Here is a 15,408-nt window from a genome sequence, read left to right as displayed (position 1 = left end):
TTGGTGGTGGTGATCGTCGGTCAGCTCCTGCTCAGCACGATCGCGAACTGCACCTGTCCGGCATCCTCGACGACGATGTTCGGGAAGAGGGTCGGTTTGTTGATCTGGTAGTCGGTCCAGACCGTGTCGATTGCGCCCGCCGTCTCGATATTCTGTCCTGACCTGCGGATCTGGAAATTCGTGGTCACGTCGCGGGTCTGGTCGCGCAATGTCAGTGTGCCGTGGACGGGGACGGTGACCGCGGTGCCGTCGGCAGGCAATTCGGAGAGGTCGACGGGTTGGGAAATCTCGAACGTCGCTGTGGGTTGAGAGGCTGTGTTCATCACCAGGGTGCGAAACATGTTGTCCCGGCGGGTGTCGTCGGTGGCGATCGATTTCACGTCGACCTTCACGTTCCCTGTTGTGAGTACGGAATTCTCGACAGCTGCGGTACCGGTGACCTGATCGGTCTGACCGCGCACGAAGGTTCGTTGGCCGCTCAAGGTTTCCCAGACTTCGTACCCGGCGTGCGAGCCGGGAGACACGGACCACGTGCCGTCGAGGGGGCCTGTCGCGGCGGCCGCCGGGTCGTCCGACAGGTGCAGCGCATCGGGCTGATCACCGTGCAGAAACTTCGCATACGCCCAGGGTCCGACGCCGACAACCAGCACGATCACGGCGACGACACCCGCAATGATCCACCACACCCGTTTGCGCATGGAGTGAACCTAGCCGACCGAACCTGATCGCGCGCGACCTATGATCACCTGCGAGATCGATCTGGTTGCGTCGAGTTCGGCCAACTCGGCAGCCAATTCCTCGGCGCGGGTCCGGTATGCGGGATCGCGGAGAACGGTCTCGACAGCCCGGCGAATCCGGGCCGGGCCGGGGCTGCCCGAGCGCAGTCGCACGCCTGCACCGGATCGCGCGAGTCGCGCACCCACCTCCGCTTTGTCCTCGGTACTGCCCGCGACGACGAGGGGGACGCCGTGCGACAACGCGAAATGTACCCCGCCCCAGCCGCCGTTGGTGACCATGACGTCGACGTGTGGGAGGAGGAGGTCGAAGGGGACGAATTCGGACACGATCAGATTCGGAGAGTCACGCCGCACCGCCGCGATCGGGCGTCCCCCGGTAGTGGCCACGATCAGCGCATCGGTGTCGGCGAGGGCATCGATGGTCGGCTCGACGAGGCGGCCGAGGTCGTGATTGTCCAGGGTGCCCTGTGTGACGAGGACGACGGGCCGGTCGGTGTTCAGGCGGTCCCACCAGGGCGGCTTCGGTGCGTCGCTGGGGGCGGCAGGCAGAATCGGGCCGACGAAGGTCAGGCGCTGTCCGATGTCGCTTCGCGGATACTCGAAGCCGGGCGTGGTCAGGATGAAGGCCGTCTCGGCGTGCAACACCCAGTCCAGTAGAAAGCACGGGGGCTCGGCCCCGGTGCAGTCGCGTGTCGCTGCCGCGGCGATCTGCTGGGCCCGGCGCAGCACGACGCCCCGCGCGCCGGCGTTGAGTACCCGGTTGCGCAGACGTCCGAGCCTTCCGGTCGCCGGGGACAGCCCCGGACCGAACGGCGCGGTATCGACGCTGGTTGCCATCAGCGGGGACGTGCACACGCCGAACACGCGCGGGCGCGTGCCCGGGCTCCGGCCAATCAGCGGAAGCATGCCCAGGAACAGGTTCTCGGCGAGGATCGTGTCGGCGTCCACCCGCTCGAGGGCCTCGAGGACGGCACGGTACTGGTCCGCCAGCGGCGCCGCGAACATCCGCTCCGCGTCGAACCGGGACCGGAGAAACGCCGGCCTCCGGGCGCGACCGGCGAACCGTTCGTTGAGCGAGGCTTCGTCGTAGTCGCAGCGGTCGGGGAGCGCGATGAACCGGATCCCGGCACGTTCGGCGTGGGGCCGAAATTTGCGCCCCGTCAGGATCGACACGTCACACCCGTCCTGCACCAACTGTCGGCCGATCGCAATCATCGGCTGCACATGGCCGGTCAGCGGGGCGCTGCACAGCAGGATCGACGACATCGCGTTCCTCCTGCAGAGGCTCGACGGAACTTGCATGACGTTGCGACCGTACCCTCGAGTGGCGACCGACGGTGCTCTTGCAGAGCGGCGGAACGCGGTCTAACGTTCTCGCCGTCGTCGGTTCAGCGATTGCACCCACACTGCCTCCATCGGTTCCTCATCCAGTTTCGGAGCACCCCGTCATGGTTACTGCCTTTGTCAATCGCATCAGTACGGTTGTTCCGGAGCACGATGTCCATCAGGCATTCGTCGACTTCGCCGACGGCACGTTCAGCCAACGTCGCAAGCAGTTGCTCTTCCGCCGGATGGCCGACAGGTGCCAGATCTCGCACCGATGGGCGGGTATCGCCTCACCGGAATCCTTCTACGGTGACGATCCGAACAAGGTGGACACCGCGACCAGGATGGTCGAATTCGAACGTAACGCACCAGATCTCGCCGTCCGGGCCGTCGAAGGTCTCGAACTCGGCGACCGTGCCGCCGAGATCACCCACCTGATCGTCGTCACCTGCACCGGGTTCTATTCCCCCGGAATAGATTTCGAGCTCATCAAGCGGTGCGGAATCAGCTCGTCCGTCGAACGCACCCAGATCGGCTTCATGGGCTGCTTTGCGGGCATCAACGGACTCAAACTCGCCCATCACATCGTGCGGAGCGAACCCGGTGCCCGCGTGCTCGTCGTCAGCCTCGAATTGTGCTCGCTTCACCTGCAGCGGTCCGAGTCGCTCGAAACGATGCTGTCGTTCCTCGTGTTCGGTGACGGATCCGCCGCGGTGCTGGTATCCGCGGACGAGGAAGGCATCGCTCTGGACTCGTTCAACGCCGTGATGGTTCCGGACACCTCCGAGCTGATCACCTGGCGCATCGGAGACATCGGCTTCGACATGGTGTTGTCCGGAAAGGTCCCCGGCGCCCTTTCGCGAGCACTCGACGAGAAGAATCTGAAAACCATCCTGGCCGGCGCCGACAAGGATTCCATCGACCTGTGGGCCGTGCATCCCGGTGGACGATCGATCCTCGACGCCGTGGAAGAGTCTCTCGGACTCGACCATCGACACCTTGCACCGTCCCGTCATGTCCTCGACAACTACGGCAACATGTCCTCGGCGACAGTCCTCTTCGTTCTCGCTGAAATCATGGAGCGAGCGAAGAACGGCGGACCCACAGGATCCGGTTGCGCCATGGCATTCGGCCCGGGCCTGACCGCAGAAACGATGCTGTTCCACATCTGACCCTCTACCCGACGGGGCCGGTGGGCCCGTCGGGTGGACGCGAGGATGATGTTGTCGCGGGAGGCGATCAGGTGCGCGACCGATATCGCTATGCTGCAGCGAGATTCGCGGATGGAACGGTGTGTCTGTGCCAGGCGGGGTCGTACACGTAGGCCAACCGGCCGAGGGTGAGTGCGCCGAGCATCAGTCCGAAGTCACGCAGTGCGATGTCGTAGAAACCCGGGTAGGTCAGCAGGTTGATCACGATTCCGGCGAGCCAGGCGGCCACGATATAAGCGGCATATCGTGGTTTGATCGCGACGGCGATCCCGGCGACGATTTCGATGACACCGACAACGAGCATGGTGTCGTGCGCATCGAGCGGACTCAGGTCGACGATCCACGGTGCCAGGTAGTCCTCCCAGGTGGTGAGCACGTTGGTGAACTTGTCGAGGCCCATGGCGATCGGGAGCATGGTGAATCCGATCCGCAGCAAGAGGAACGCGCTGTATGCGGGGTCGCTGCGGGCGCGTTCGAGAGGCCCGGGCGAGTGTGCAGGCGTTGGGGTGGCCATCAGAAAACCTCCTTGTAAAAGTAATGGGATGTGTTTTTAGAATCGTCCGCCGCGCCCTATTTGTCAATACTGTTTGGTGTTACAGTCGGGGTATGTCCGCATCCGGGTCCGCAGCCCCAACTGCATTGGCGGCGTTGAGCAACCTGGACGATCCGTTGCGGCGCAGACTCTATGATTTCGTGGCCGAAAGCGACACGCCGGTCTCGCGGGAGCAAGCGGCTGCCGCCGTCGACATCGGCCGAACCCTCGCGGCCTATCACCTCGACAAGCTGGCCGACGCCGAGCTGTTGACGGTCAGTTACCAGAGACCGGCCGGTCGCGGCGGACCCGGCGCCGGGCGCCCCGCGAAGCTCTACACCCGGGCGACGACGGAAATGTCTGTCAGCGTGCCTCCCCGGGATTACGAATTGCTTGCCCGGTTGCTGGTCTCCTCGGTCGAACATGACACCAGCGGAGTCGTCAGGGCGGCAGTGAACGAGGCAGCGCTCGACGCCGGCAAGCGGGCTGCGGCCGACGCCGGCGGAGACCTCCTGGCGGCGCTCCGCGGCTGCGGATATCTCCCTCAGATCGACGCGGACGGCCGTGTCGACCTACGCAACTGTCCGTTTCATCGGGTTGCCCGTGACCACCTGGAGGTCGTGTGCGGGTTGAATTTACGACTGGTCGAGGGAGTGATCGCCGGCAGCGGCCGGAGCGGAGCGCGCGCCGAACTGGCCCCCGAGCCGGGTCGATGCTGTGTGGTACTCCACGATGCAGCACCGGTCACTTCGGACTCGCGCCCCGCTTGAGACATCGCCCACCCTGTCGTCATCGCTCGAGACGATCCCGATCGGCCGAAGGACCGGGGTCAGTCGTGACCGTTCTTGTTCCAGAACTGGTGGGTGAGYCCGCTGGGGGAGGCGACGGTCTCGACGGTGAAGCGGTCTTCGATGCCGTCCAAGCCCTCCCAGAGGGATACGCCGCGCCCCAGGGTGATGGGCACGATCACCAAGTGCATGAAATCGATCAGGTCGGCTTGCAGAAACTGCCGCACCGTCGAGGGGCCTCCGCCTATGCGGACGTCCTGACCGTCGGCAGCGTCCTGGGCCATGCGCAGCACCTCATGGGGTGACGCATCCACGAAGTGGAAGCTGGTTCCGTTGGGAAAGTCGATGCTGGGGCGTGGGTGATGGCTCATGACGAACACCGGTGTTCGAAATGGCGGCTCGTCGCCCCACCAGCCTCGCCACCCGTCGTCGGGCCAATCGCCGGTTTGGGGCCCGAACTTGCGGCGGCCCATGATCTCCGCGCCGATGCCCTGGCCCCACAGGCTGGTCACGGCGCGGTCCAGGGTGATCGGGTCGTCTACCCGGTCGACCCCGTGGATGACGCGTCCGTCGAACGAGGCGAACAGCCGTTCGGCACCGCCGATCGGGGCGTCGAACGTCACGTGCTCGCCGGCGGCGTAGCCGTCGAGGGAGATGTTCATGTTGTGGATCCGGGTGCGGGGCATGCGCGACTCCTTCAATGAACGGATGGACCGGGATACGAATAGGCAGACCGCAAGAGGCGGCCGAACTCATCGCGGAACGTCGAACATCGTATTCCGTCGGCCGTCCCGGGAGCCGGTTGATGACCGGCGGCGCCACCGGCCCGGCGTGCTCCCGCCGCGGTTCCGGTCCCATCGGTATCCCGGCCTCACCTGTTGTAGCGTGTCGTCGACGTCGCGTCCCCGCGCCCGCCGAGCAGTTCCACTGTCACCGACAACCACGTTCGTGCCACCCCCCGAGGATGGCACGCGGACCGCGGCGCTGTCCGGTCATCGCCGCAGACGCGCGCATCGGTGTTGTCAGACGCAGTCCCGGCAGATCAGCTGCCCACCCGGGGCGAGTCGGCTGCGGTGATGGACCAGGAAGCAACTGGTGCAGGTGAATTCGTCGGACTGCTTCGGGATGACGCGGACGGTGAATTCTTCACCGGACAGGTCGGCGCCGGGCAGGTCGAAGGATTCGGCGGGGTCGGTGTCGTCGATGTCCACCGCGGGTGATTGGGATTCTTTCCTGCTGGCGGTCAGCTGTTCGAGCGACGTGTCCGTCGACTCGTCGGAATCGGTGACTCTGGGTGCGTCGTAATCGGTGGCCATAATTGTTCAACCTCGTGATCTGCGTGTTCTGACCCGCCAGGTTAGAGCCCCCGGCAGCACGGGATGCGTCCGGGGGGTGTGACGGTGCTCGCAAAGGGCCAGGTCAGGGGTGGCTGGGCTCGGCCGCGTCGATCGGGCACGCGTGTGGCGCGGCGTGTGTCGGGATTGGATACCCCCGGTGGTGGCTGCTATTCCGTTGGGGGCGACGCGCGGTCGCAAGTTCGGTCACGATCGTGGACGGATCTGTCACGATTCTCTCGTAAATGATCTTGCTGTGCTCGATGCCCGGTCAGATGGGACCGCATCGGAATCGTCATTCGAGGGGGAAGGGTTCGTTATGCATCGCTGTCGCCAGCTGTTCCTTGTGGTCGGGTTCGTGTTGTCGATTCTGTTCGCCGAAGGGGCGGTCGCCAGTGCGGCGCCGGGTTCGTCGGCAGGTTCGAGTGATCTCCTCGGCGGGCAGGGTTGTTCGACGGAGTTGTTCGACGGTGACCGGAGGCTCGGACCGCAGACGCTGTCGGATCTGTTCCCGGTTGCCGTGCAGCTTGCCGGATACCAGCGCACCGGCGATCTCACGGCCGATCAGTTTCTGAGCAAGTACTGGGATCCGACGGTGGTTCCGGCGGGTTCCTACAAGTACCCGCCGAAGAACGGTTACGTCCTCGACGGCAGCGGGAACCCCCGGCGGGTGCAGGGGCAGTTGGATGTGGGCACGCTGATCGACCGGTACGGCAGCGAAGGCGGCAACTTCCTGGCCCCGGCCGGCGCGAGTTACACCTCCCGCGCGCTTCCGCCGGTGAACCTGGTGTCCGATCCCGCGGACTTCTGCAACTACCACGTCTACGTCGTGACCAAGCCCCTTCCCCTGTACACCGGTCCTATTGCACCGTGGTTCGAGCAGCAGGGGTTCGGTACGCAGTTCGAGGTGGTGCCTGACTTGCTGCCGCAGGTCGCCGAATGCGGGACGAAGGTCGATGTCAGCTGGCTGCGGTGCGCCGGGTATGTGCGCAGCGTGTACCCGCTGCAGTGACGCGTACATGGTTGATCCGTTGAACGACGACCTGCTCGATCACGACATGCGCCGGCGGATCCTGGAGGTGACGGGGCGGATGGGTGCGCGCCCGGAGGATCTGCCGGCGCTCGGGCAGGCGCACGAGGACGCGCGTCCGTTCTGCTGGAGTGCGCCCGAGGGCGGGTGGCATCTGACCGTCCGGGAACGCGATCGGTTGCTGTCGGACCGGCACACCACCGATCCGGACGAGTTCGTGTCCTGGGTCGCGGAGTCGGTGGCCGAGCGCATCGCTCTGCGCCTGCATCCACCGGAACAGCCCGGATTCCGGGCCGCGTCCTGGCACGCGCAGTACCAGTTGCTGCGCGGCATCGAACCGGCGTGGGCCGATGCGTGGCTCGCCGCGACCCGGTCGGCGTTGACGGCCGCCGGCGCCGAGCGGGCCGTCCTCGACATGCTGCCGGCGCCTCCGTAGGTCGTCAGTTACCGGTCGCCGTCGTGGTCACGCTCAGGTCGAGGGTCCAATTCTGGCCGACGAGGTCGTGGCCGAAGCTGTGGTGCGGTTCTTCGTCGGTGAGGACGAACCCGGCACCCTCGTAGATCCTGCGGGCCGACGCCAGCACGTCGTTGGTCCACAGCGTGACCTGCCGGTAGCCGGCGTCGCGGGCGAACGTGATGCATCGCTCGACCAGCCGGGACCCGACGCCGAGACCGCGGGCGCCCGGGGCGACCAGCAGGATCCGTAGTTTGGCGACTGCGCGTTCGTCGCCGGCGACGCAGAAGATGCAGCCCACGCGCTGGCCGTCGACCTCGGCGATCCAGGCGCCTTCCCGGGCCGGGTCGTGGTCGGTGGCGTAGTCGGCGACGATCTGTGCGACCAGCGCCTCGAAGCCGGCGTCCCACCCGAACTGCTGGTGGTAGATCTCGCCGTGGGCCATCACGGCCCAGCCCAGATCGCCGGGACGATCGGCCGGGCGCACCACGACTTCCGGTCGCTGGGGTGGTTGCGACGACATGGGTTTCCTTTCCCGGAGCGCGTCCCTGGTGGGTGATGCTCTGCGCTCACTGACACGACTGTTTCAGTGGAGGTAGGCTACCGCCGTGCCTTCGGAAACGACAACCCCGTCCGCGCGGCAGACCGAGTTGCTCGACGCCGCCTACCGCTACGCGCTCGAGCACGGGTTGGCCGATCTGTCGCTGCGTCCGTTGGCGGCGGCGATCGGCTCGAGCCCACGTGTGCTGATGTTCTTGTTCGGCAACAAGGACGGCTTGGTGCGCGCCTTGCTGACGAAGGCCCGCAGCGACGAGCTGACGATGCTGGACCGCCTCGGGCAGGGCGCGGGCGCGGAGCCGATCGGGCTGCCCGCGGCGGTCGAGCGGGTATGGGAGTGGCTCGCCGCCGAGGAGCATCGTCCGTTGCTGCGGTTGTGGACCGAGGCGTACGCCCGCTCACTCGTCGAACCCGACGGTGCGTGGACCGGATTCGCCCGGTCCACGGTCGACGACTGGTTGGCCGTCCTCGCCTCGTGCCAACCGCAGCCGGAGAGGGACAGCGAGGCCGGTGCGGTCCGTCGCACCGCGGCGTTGGCGGTACTGCGGGGCGCCCTGCTCGACCTCCTCGCCACCGACGACCGGCAGCGCGTCACCGCCGCGGTTCGGCACCAGCTCGCCGCGCTGTCCTCGGATGCGGCGACGTAAGGCGAAGTCGGCTGGCTGTCCGGGCCGGTCGGATGGCTGGTGGGGTCAGGTCGCCGGTGACGAGGTGTGAGGAATGTCAGTGTGCAGGGCCGTCTTTCGTTGGGCTGCGATCGGGACGAACTGTGCAAGCGCGTCGGCGTCGTCGAGTGCGGCCGGGTTGGCGACACTTGATAGTGCGGCGCCCTGGAGGACTCGCTTGATGGGGACTTCGAGGCGTTTGCCGGTCATGGTGTGGGGCAGTGCGGGAACGGCGATGACGTCGTCGGGGACGTGGCGGGGGGAGACTTCGGACCGGATCCGGCCGCGAATTCGGGCGATGAGGTCGGGGTCGAGGTCGTGTCCGTCGGCGAGGACCACGAAGAGCGGCATCCAATAGCCGCCGTCGGATTCCTCGACGCCGACGATGACTGCGTCGGCGACTTCTTCGAGTTGGTCGACGACTTCGTAGATTTCGGCGCTGCCCATGCGGACGCCGTACCGGTTCATGGTGGCGTCGGAGCGGCCGTGGACGATGACGCCGCCGCGGGTGTTGACCGTGACCCAGTCGCCGTGGCGCCACACGTCGGGGTAGGTGGAGAAGTAAGCGTCGCGGTATCGGGCTCCGTCGGGGTCGTTCCAGAAGTACAGCGGCATGGACGGCATCGGGCGGGTGACGACGAGCTCGCCGACCTCGTCGGTGACGGGTTGTCCGTGTCCGTCCCAGGATTCGAGGGCCACGCCGAGTAACCGGGCCTGCATCTCGCCGGGGTACGACGGGAGGGTGGGTACGCCGCCGGCGAACCCGGAGGCGATGTCGGTGCCGCCGCTGGCGGCGGCGAGCCAGGTCGTGGGCAGGGTGTCGTGGATCCATTGGGCGGTGCCGGCGGGCAGTGGTGAGCCGGTGCTGCCGAGGCCGGTCAGCTGGAGGTCGTAGGCCGCGGCGAGGTGGGTGCCGTCCTTGTGGGCGGCGGTCAGGTAGGCGGCGCTGGTGCCCAGGAATGTCAGCTGCTCGTCGGCGGCCAGCTGCCACAGGGCGCCGGGGTGTGGCCAGCCGGGGCTGCCGTCGTAGAGCACGATCGTGGCGCCGAGGAGCAGGCCGGAGACCTGGATGTTCCACATCATCCAGCTGGTGCTGGTGTACCAGGCGAAGCGGGAGGAGGCGTCGAGGTCGAGGTGGAGGCCGAGGAACTTGAGGTGCTCGAGGGTGACGCCGCCGTGGCCGTGCACGATGCCCTTGGGGCGGCCGGTGGTGCCGCTCGAGTACAGCACCCACAGCGGCTGGTCGAACGGCACCGGGGTCGTTTCGAGCAGGTGGTCGCCCTGGGTGAGGGTGTCGAAGTGCTCGGTGCCGGGTGGCTGGGCCGCGCCGAGGTGCGGCACCCACACGGTGGTTCGCACCGAGGGCAGCAGGCGCCGGAGTTCGTCGTTGTGGGTGGAGCGGTCGTGTTCCTTGCCGGCGTAGCGGTAGCCGTCGGCGATGAACAGCACGGTGGGTTCGAGCTGGCCGAGGCGGTCGGCGGCGCCGTCGGGTGAGTACTCCTGGGAGCAGGCCGACCAGGTGGCGCCGACGGCGGCGGTGGCGAGGAACGCGACGACGGTGGCGGTGACGTTCGGGAGGTAGCCGACGACACGGTCGCCCGGGCCGATGCCCTGGGTTCGGAGCCAGTGTGCGAGGGAGGCGACCTGGTTGCGGAGCTCGTCGCGGGTCACCTCGTGCCGGTGCCCGCCTTCGGAGACGGCGACGATCGCGGTCCTGTCGCCGGTGTGGCGCAGCGCCTGGTCGGCGTAGTTGAGTGTGGCGGCGGGGAACCACTCCGCGCCCGGCATCGCGTCGTCGGCCAGCACTCGCGTTGCCTGCTGGCGGAAGCGCACGTCGTAGAAGTCGGCGATCGCCTGCCAGAACTCCTCGAGTTCGGTGGTCGACCAGCGCCAGAGCTCGTCGTAGCCGCCGAACTCACCACGTCCTTCGGTGGCCAGCCACCGCCCGAACGTGCTGATCTGTGTTCGGGCGGCGGCGTCCGCTGTCGGGGTCCACGCCGGCACGGGGACGTGTGCACGGTCATTAACCGGCATTGTGGGCCCCGGTCATCATCGCGGCGACGTCCTCGGGCATGAGGAAGGACGGCGGCGGGGGCGGGCCCCAGTTGAACAGGCCCTTCACACCTTCCCAGGTGCCGGGTGTCCAGAGCGCGTCGTCGACGATGCAGTCGATGTCGGAGTAGTACTCGGAGAAGTTGCCGGCCGGGTCTTTGAGGTACCAGAAGAAGTTGGATCCGACGTGGTGGCGACCCAGGCCCCAGACGTGCCGCTCGGGGTTCTCCTCGAGCATCGCCATTGCGCCGCGGCCGATTTCGTCGATGTCCTCGACCTGCCAGGAGGTGTGGTGCAAGAAGTTCACCGGTGCCTGCTGAACCAGCACGTTGTGGTGGTCGGTCGAGCACCGCATGAACGCGGCGATGGACGGGACGACGTCGCTGACCTTGAACCCGATGCCCTCGGTGAAGAACCGCTGGGTCGCGGCCTGGTCGGTGGACCCGATGACCACGTGCCCGAGCTTGCGCGGGGCCACCGGGCCCTCGCGCACGATGCCCGGCGCCCGCACGTTGGCGCGGTCGATCCGGCCGGGCCCGTTGTACGGGGTGGGCTCGGTGCGCTGCTGCTCGATGCGGGGTGCCACCGAGACGACGGCGCGAAAGCCCGCGATCGGCTCCTCGGTGACCAGCGCGTCGGCGGTCCGCTCGACCGGCAGGTCCAGGGTGCGGAGCTGACGGGCGATGCGGTCGAGGTCGTCGGGATTCTCCGCGCCGATGCCGATCTCGACGAGGCGCCTGCGGGGTGCGTGGGCGAGCTTGAACTGCTCGCCGCCGTCGGTGGTGGCGAACGCGTTTCCCCCGAGCGGTGTGAGACCGAAGTCGGTGTAGTAGGCGGCGGTTTCCTCGACGTTGGGGACGCCGACGGTGATCGAGGTGAGGCGGTGCAGAGCCATGGCGGGTCTGTCCTTCCCTGTCAGGTGTTACGAGGCGGAGGCGGTGGTGTGCGGGGTGCCGGGCACGCATCGTTGACGGAGTGCACCGATGCCCTCGATCCAGGTGACGACCTCCTCGCCGGGGACGAGGAACCGCTTCGGGGTTCGTCCGCCGCCCACGCCGCTGGGTGTGCCGGTGAAGATCAGGTCACCCGGCTGCAGCGGCAGGACCGCGGAGAGTCGCTCGACGAGGACCGGGATCGAGAAGATCAGGTCGCTGGTGCGGGCCTTCTGGACCTGTTCCCCGTCGATGCTGCAGCCGATCTCGAGGTCTGCGGGGTCCGGCAGCTCGTCGAGCGTGACGACGACCGGGCCGATCGGCGCGAAGCCGGGGAACGACTTGCCGAGGCTGAACTGCGGTGCGGGCGCGACGAGTTGCCGCGTGCGCTCGGAGTAGTCCTGCCCGGCGGTCAGGCCGGCGACGTAGTCCCACGCGTCTGCCGCGGCGACGTGACGGGCCTCGCGGCCGATGACGACGACCAGCTCGGCCTCCCAGTCGACGGTCTCGCCCGGTAGGGCGAGGTCACCGACTGGACCGGTGATCGAGGTGCGGAACTTGGTGAAGACCGGCGGCTCGACCGGGAAGTCGAACCCGCTCTCGGTGGCGTGCGCGCGGTAGTTCAGACCGATCGCGAACACCTGACCCGGCTCCGGGACCGGTGCGCCGAGTTCGGCGTCGTCGTAGGGTCGGCCGGACGGAAGCTCGGCCGATTCGGCCCAGGCGGTGAAGTCGGGCCACCGGCGGTAGATGGCGGTCGGGTCGGGCCCGAACTGGCCCCGGCTGGCCTCTTCGACGTCGACGGCACCGGTGTCGGTGACCAGGACGAGCCGTCCGGCGAGGTTGGCGATACGCATGGGGGATTCTCCTTGTGAGATCTAGGTCAGCGGAGCTCGGTGGAGAGCACCTGGGACAGGGCGTCCTCGAGCGCGGCGTGCGGGTCGGCGACGCCGTCGCTCGACCGGAACGCGACGTATCGGTCGGGCCGCACCAGGACGGCGCCGGTGGAGGAGATGCCGCGGTTCTTCAACCAGGCGCAGCGCACGTCGATGAAGTCGGAGTCGAGGACGCCGACGGTGCCGGCGACCAGCGGGAGGTCGTTCTCGGCGGCGATCTTGTTGGCGGCCTCGACCCAGGCGTGGCCCTCCTCGCCGGCGAGGAGCAGGAACTTGCCGCCGTGGACGAGGGTGCCGAGCGGGATCCGCTCGCCTCGTCGCTCCACGAACGCGTGCGGCATCGGGTGGCCCGGCTGGGTACTGGGCTCGTAGAGGCGGACCGGGTCGAGCGGCACGTACTCCGGGCTCCCGTCGGACACGATGGCGGTGGAGTCGTAGCGGTAGCCGAATTCGACGTTGTGGTGGCGGAACTCCATGGTCTGTGAGCCGATCGCCCGGTTGAGGGCGTGCCGCTTGGCCGCCGACTCCGGAAGCTCGTGCCACAGCGGGGCGAGCTCGGCCCAGTTCTCCTCCGGGGTCTTCTCGGGCGAGAGGCCCAGGGCCTTGTCGATCGTGAAGTGGTTCATCGCGTTGGCGATTGCGTTGTCGATGTTGTTCTGGTCGACGGGCTTGCGCTCGGCCTCGTAGGTGTCCAGCAGGCCGTCGCCGGCGCGGCCGGCCAGGACCGCGGCCAGCTTCCAGCTCAGGTTGTAGACGTCGTGGATCGCCGAGGTCAGGCCCAGGCCACCGGTCGGGGGGTGACGGTGCGCGGCGTCACCCGCGAAGAACACCCGGCCCTGGCGGAACTTGTCCGCGATGACGCCCTCCATCACCCACTGGCTGATTCGGTGCACCGTCGGCACCAGGTCGGGCGGAAGGCCGAGTGAGGCGCGCATCCGAGCGAGGACCTTCTCCTCCTGCATCGCGTCCGGGTCGTCGGTGGCGTACTGCATGTGGAAGACCCACTCCTCCGATTCCGGGCCCCAGTGGTCGGGTCCCATCGGGACCAGCACCCCGCTCCACGAGCCCCCGAAGTCGGGGTTGACCAGCCAGCGGATCAGCACGTCGTCGTCGGCGGCCCACGGGGAGAGGTCCGCGGTCATGTGGATCGAGACCATCTTCATGATGTCCCGCGGTCCGTTCATCTCCACCCCGACGAGCTTGCCGACCGTCCGGCCGCCGTCGGCAGCGATCAGGTACTGCGAGCGCACCTGGTAGGTCGCGTCGGCGTCCTTGTCCCGCACGGTGGCGGTCACACCGTCGGCGTCCTGGACCAGATCGATGAGCTCGTGGTTGAACCGAATCCCACCTGGGTTCAGCTTCTCGGCGTGCCCCTTCAGGACCGGCTCGAGCCGGATCTGCGGCAGGTTGCAGGTCCGGCAGGGGCTCGCGGCCACGTAGTCGGGGTCGGTGTAGCCGCCGCCCCACGCCTCGAGCTCGCCGAGCTTGCGTCCGTAGCCGTCGTGGGCGCCGGCCAGGCCGGCGTACCAGCCGTTCGCCCRCATGTTCGCCGCAGGGGTGCTGCGCTTGTAGATCTCGGGAGCCACCCCCACCTCTGTGAAGATCTCCATCGCGCGCTGGTTGAGCACGTGCGCCTTCGGCAGCGTCGACGTGCCCGGCAGACCGCTCACCAACAGCGAGTCGACGCCGAGGTTGGACAGCGACATCGACGCCGTGAGCCCGGCGCCACCGCCGCCCACGATGAGAACGGGAACCTGGATGTCAGTCATGGAATGTCTCCTTTATCGGGACCGCCGAACGAGTGGACGAGAGGGTTGCCGACGGCCCGGCGCTGAGGCCCTGGCAGGTGTATTGCCTGGATCACAGTGTGCTCCAGATCTCATCGATGTGTCAACAAAAAATCGATTATTTCTTCCCATACCGATATTTCGGTGGATTCCGTAGACTGACCGCATGACCAACACTCCCGCCAAGCCCACCCGCGTCCAGGAGGTCTACGACCGCATCCGCGGCGACCTCCTCAGCGGCGAGCTGGCGCCTGGGAGCAAGCTCAAGATGAACGACTTCACCGAGCAGTACGGCGTGAGCCTCTCCGTAGTCCGGGAGGCCGTGATCCGACTGGCCGGCGAGGGCCTCGTCGAAGCAACACCCCAGCGCGGCTTCGCCGTCACGACACTCACGATCGACGACCTGCAGGACCTGACGCGCACCCGGGTCCTGATCGAGACCCTGGCCCTCGCGGAGTCGATCAAGCACGGCGACTTGGCATGGGAGGCTTCGGTCATTGCCACGCACCATGCGCTGGCCCACACGCCCATGATGACCAGCGAAGGGCACGTCGACCCGGCCTTCACCACCGTCCACCGCGACTTCCACCGCACTCTGCTCGTCGGCTGCGGCAGCTCACGGCTCGCCGCCATCGCCACCGGCCTGCGCGACTGCGCTGAGCTTTACCAGCACTGGTCCCAGGAGTTCGCCCGCGACGCCACCCGCGACATCGCCGCCGAGCACAAGACCATCGCCGAACTCACCGTCGCCCGCGACGAAACAGGCGCGACCCAGGCGCTGCGCGAGCACATCGAACGCACCACCGCCGCGCTCGTCCGGTACGCCGAGCAGCTCGACGGCAGGGACGACCAGCGCGCCCTCGCCTGAGCAAAGCGCTGGCACCACCTGGCGCAGCTATCCGACATCGATCTCGAGTCTTACGCATCGCTCTCGCAATTCGTGCTTGCCGTGCAGTGGAATCGCTACCCGGAGGAGAACACTTGATGGTCCCGAGGATCTTGTCGCGGCGGGGTTGGCCGTGACGGCGGCCGGCGTGGGGGCGCTGGTCGCTCGCGACTACCGGCAGTGGAAGGCGCTCGGCGAGGGGGGTATCATCGCACCCCAC

16 protein-coding genes are annotated in these 15,408 nt (G+C 67.5%); 6 read left to right on the top strand and 10 right to left on the bottom strand.

The features are described 5' to 3' along the window. Positions 1–20 precede the first annotated feature (20 nt). Both AC1DWT_RS08390 and AC1DWT_RS08385 read right to left on the bottom strand, forming a co-directional pair. A complete protein-coding gene (locus AC1DWT_RS08390; protein WP_206014195.1) occupies positions 21–698 on the bottom strand; it encodes a YceI family protein in 678 nt (225 codons plus the stop codon). 9 nt (positions 699–707) lie between these two features. Further along, positions 708–2,003 (bottom strand): nucleotide disphospho-sugar-binding domain-containing protein, encoded by a 1,296-nt coding sequence (locus AC1DWT_RS08385; protein ID WP_206014196.1) that lies wholly within the window; start codon positions 2,001–2,003, stop codon positions 708–710. A gap of 182 nt (positions 2,004–2,185) precedes the next feature. On the opposite strand from AC1DWT_RS08385, the gene AC1DWT_RS08380 reads away from it, so the two are divergent. Further along, positions 2,186–3,235 (top strand): type III polyketide synthase, encoded by a 1,050-nt coding sequence (locus tag AC1DWT_RS08380; RefSeq protein WP_206014197.1) that lies wholly within the window; start codon positions 2,186–2,188, stop codon positions 3,233–3,235. Positions 3,236–3,323: 88 nt separating this feature from the next. On the opposite strand, the gene AC1DWT_RS08375 is transcribed toward AC1DWT_RS08380, so the two are convergent. After that, on the bottom strand, positions 3,324–3,788 hold the full coding sequence (locus tag AC1DWT_RS08375) for a hypothetical protein (protein WP_206014198.1): 465 nt from the start codon (positions 3,786–3,788) through the stop codon (positions 3,324–3,326). A gap of 92 nt (positions 3,789–3,880) precedes the next feature. Here AC1DWT_RS08375 and AC1DWT_RS08370 point away from each other — a divergent pair, with 92 nt between their 5' ends. Then, complete coding sequence (locus tag AC1DWT_RS08370; RefSeq protein ID WP_206014199.1) at positions 3,881–4,576, top strand: helix-turn-helix transcriptional regulator; 696 nt, start codon at positions 3,881–3,883, stop codon at positions 4,574–4,576. A gap of 59 nt (positions 4,577–4,635) precedes the next feature. On the opposite strand, the gene AC1DWT_RS08365 is transcribed toward AC1DWT_RS08370, so the two are convergent. Further along, positions 4,636–5,280: a dihydrofolate reductase family protein gene (locus AC1DWT_RS08365; protein WP_072943740.1), complete on the bottom strand. Its 645-nt coding sequence runs from the start codon at positions 5,278–5,280 to the stop codon at positions 4,636–4,638. A gap of 336 nt (positions 5,281–5,616) precedes the next feature. Further along, positions 5,617–5,910 (bottom strand): DUF4193 domain-containing protein, encoded by a 294-nt coding sequence (locus AC1DWT_RS08360; protein WP_072943739.1) that lies wholly within the window; start codon positions 5,908–5,910, stop codon positions 5,617–5,619. A gap of 337 nt (positions 5,911–6,247) precedes the next feature. On the opposite strand from AC1DWT_RS08360, the gene AC1DWT_RS08355 reads away from it, so the two are divergent. Then, on the top strand, positions 6,248–6,940 hold the full coding sequence (locus AC1DWT_RS08355) for a TNT domain-containing protein (protein WP_206014200.1): 693 nt from the start codon (positions 6,248–6,250) through the stop codon (positions 6,938–6,940). Between the two features lie 7 nt (positions 6,941–6,947). After that, positions 6,948–7,394, top strand: a complete 447-nt coding sequence (locus tag AC1DWT_RS08350; protein ID WP_072943737.1) for an Imm63 family immunity protein — start codon at positions 6,948–6,950, stop codon at positions 7,392–7,394. Positions 7,395–7,398: 4 nt separating this feature from the next. Here the strand turns inward: AC1DWT_RS08350 and AC1DWT_RS08345 are convergent, their stop codons facing one another. Next, the gene (locus tag AC1DWT_RS08345; protein WP_206014201.1) at positions 7,399–7,935 is read right to left on the bottom strand and encodes a GNAT family N-acetyltransferase; all 537 of its coding nucleotides are present in this window, start codon (positions 7,933–7,935) and stop codon (positions 7,399–7,401) included. An 85-nt stretch (positions 7,936–8,020) separates the two neighbouring features. Between AC1DWT_RS08345 and AC1DWT_RS08340 the strand changes: the two genes are divergently transcribed. Further along, positions 8,021–8,617, top strand: a complete 597-nt coding sequence (locus AC1DWT_RS08340) for a TetR family transcriptional regulator (protein ID WP_206014202.1) — start codon at positions 8,021–8,023, stop codon at positions 8,615–8,617. A 45-nt stretch (positions 8,618–8,662) separates the two neighbouring features. On the opposite strand, the gene AC1DWT_RS08335 is transcribed toward AC1DWT_RS08340, so the two are convergent. Genes AC1DWT_RS08335 through AC1DWT_RS08320 form a run of 4 tightly spaced genes read right to left on the bottom strand, consistent with a single transcriptional unit; the run spans position 8,663 to position 14,284 of the window. Next, on the bottom strand, positions 8,663–10,669 hold the full coding sequence (locus AC1DWT_RS08335; protein WP_206014204.1) for an acetoacetate--CoA ligase: 2,007 nt from the start codon (positions 10,667–10,669) through the stop codon (positions 8,663–8,665). Next, positions 10,659–11,582, bottom strand: a complete 924-nt coding sequence (locus tag AC1DWT_RS08330) for a VOC family protein (RefSeq protein ID WP_072943733.1) — start codon at positions 11,580–11,582, stop codon at positions 10,659–10,661. The genes AC1DWT_RS08335 and AC1DWT_RS08330 overlap by 11 nt, the downstream gene beginning before the upstream one ends. Positions 11,583–11,609: 27 nt before the next feature. Next, on the bottom strand, positions 11,610–12,476 hold the full coding sequence (locus AC1DWT_RS08325) for a fumarylacetoacetate hydrolase family protein (protein ID WP_206014205.1): 867 nt from the start codon (positions 12,474–12,476) through the stop codon (positions 11,610–11,612). Between the two features lie 26 nt (positions 12,477–12,502). After that, complete coding sequence (locus AC1DWT_RS08320; RefSeq protein WP_477920244.1) at positions 12,503–14,284, bottom strand: FAD-dependent monooxygenase; 1,782 nt, start codon at positions 14,282–14,284, stop codon at positions 12,503–12,505. A 184-nt stretch (positions 14,285–14,468) separates the two neighbouring features. Here AC1DWT_RS08320 and AC1DWT_RS08315 point away from each other — a divergent pair, with 184 nt between their 5' ends. After that, the gene (locus AC1DWT_RS08315; protein WP_072943730.1) at positions 14,469–15,170 is read left to right on the top strand and encodes a GntR family transcriptional regulator; all 702 of its coding nucleotides are present in this window, start codon (positions 14,469–14,471) and stop codon (positions 15,168–15,170) included. Positions 15,171–15,408: the final 238 nt, after the last annotated feature.

The organism is Rhodococcus sp. P4_B6, from assembly GCF_056402215.1.
This window is presented reverse-complemented; position numbering and strand designations above follow the sequence as displayed.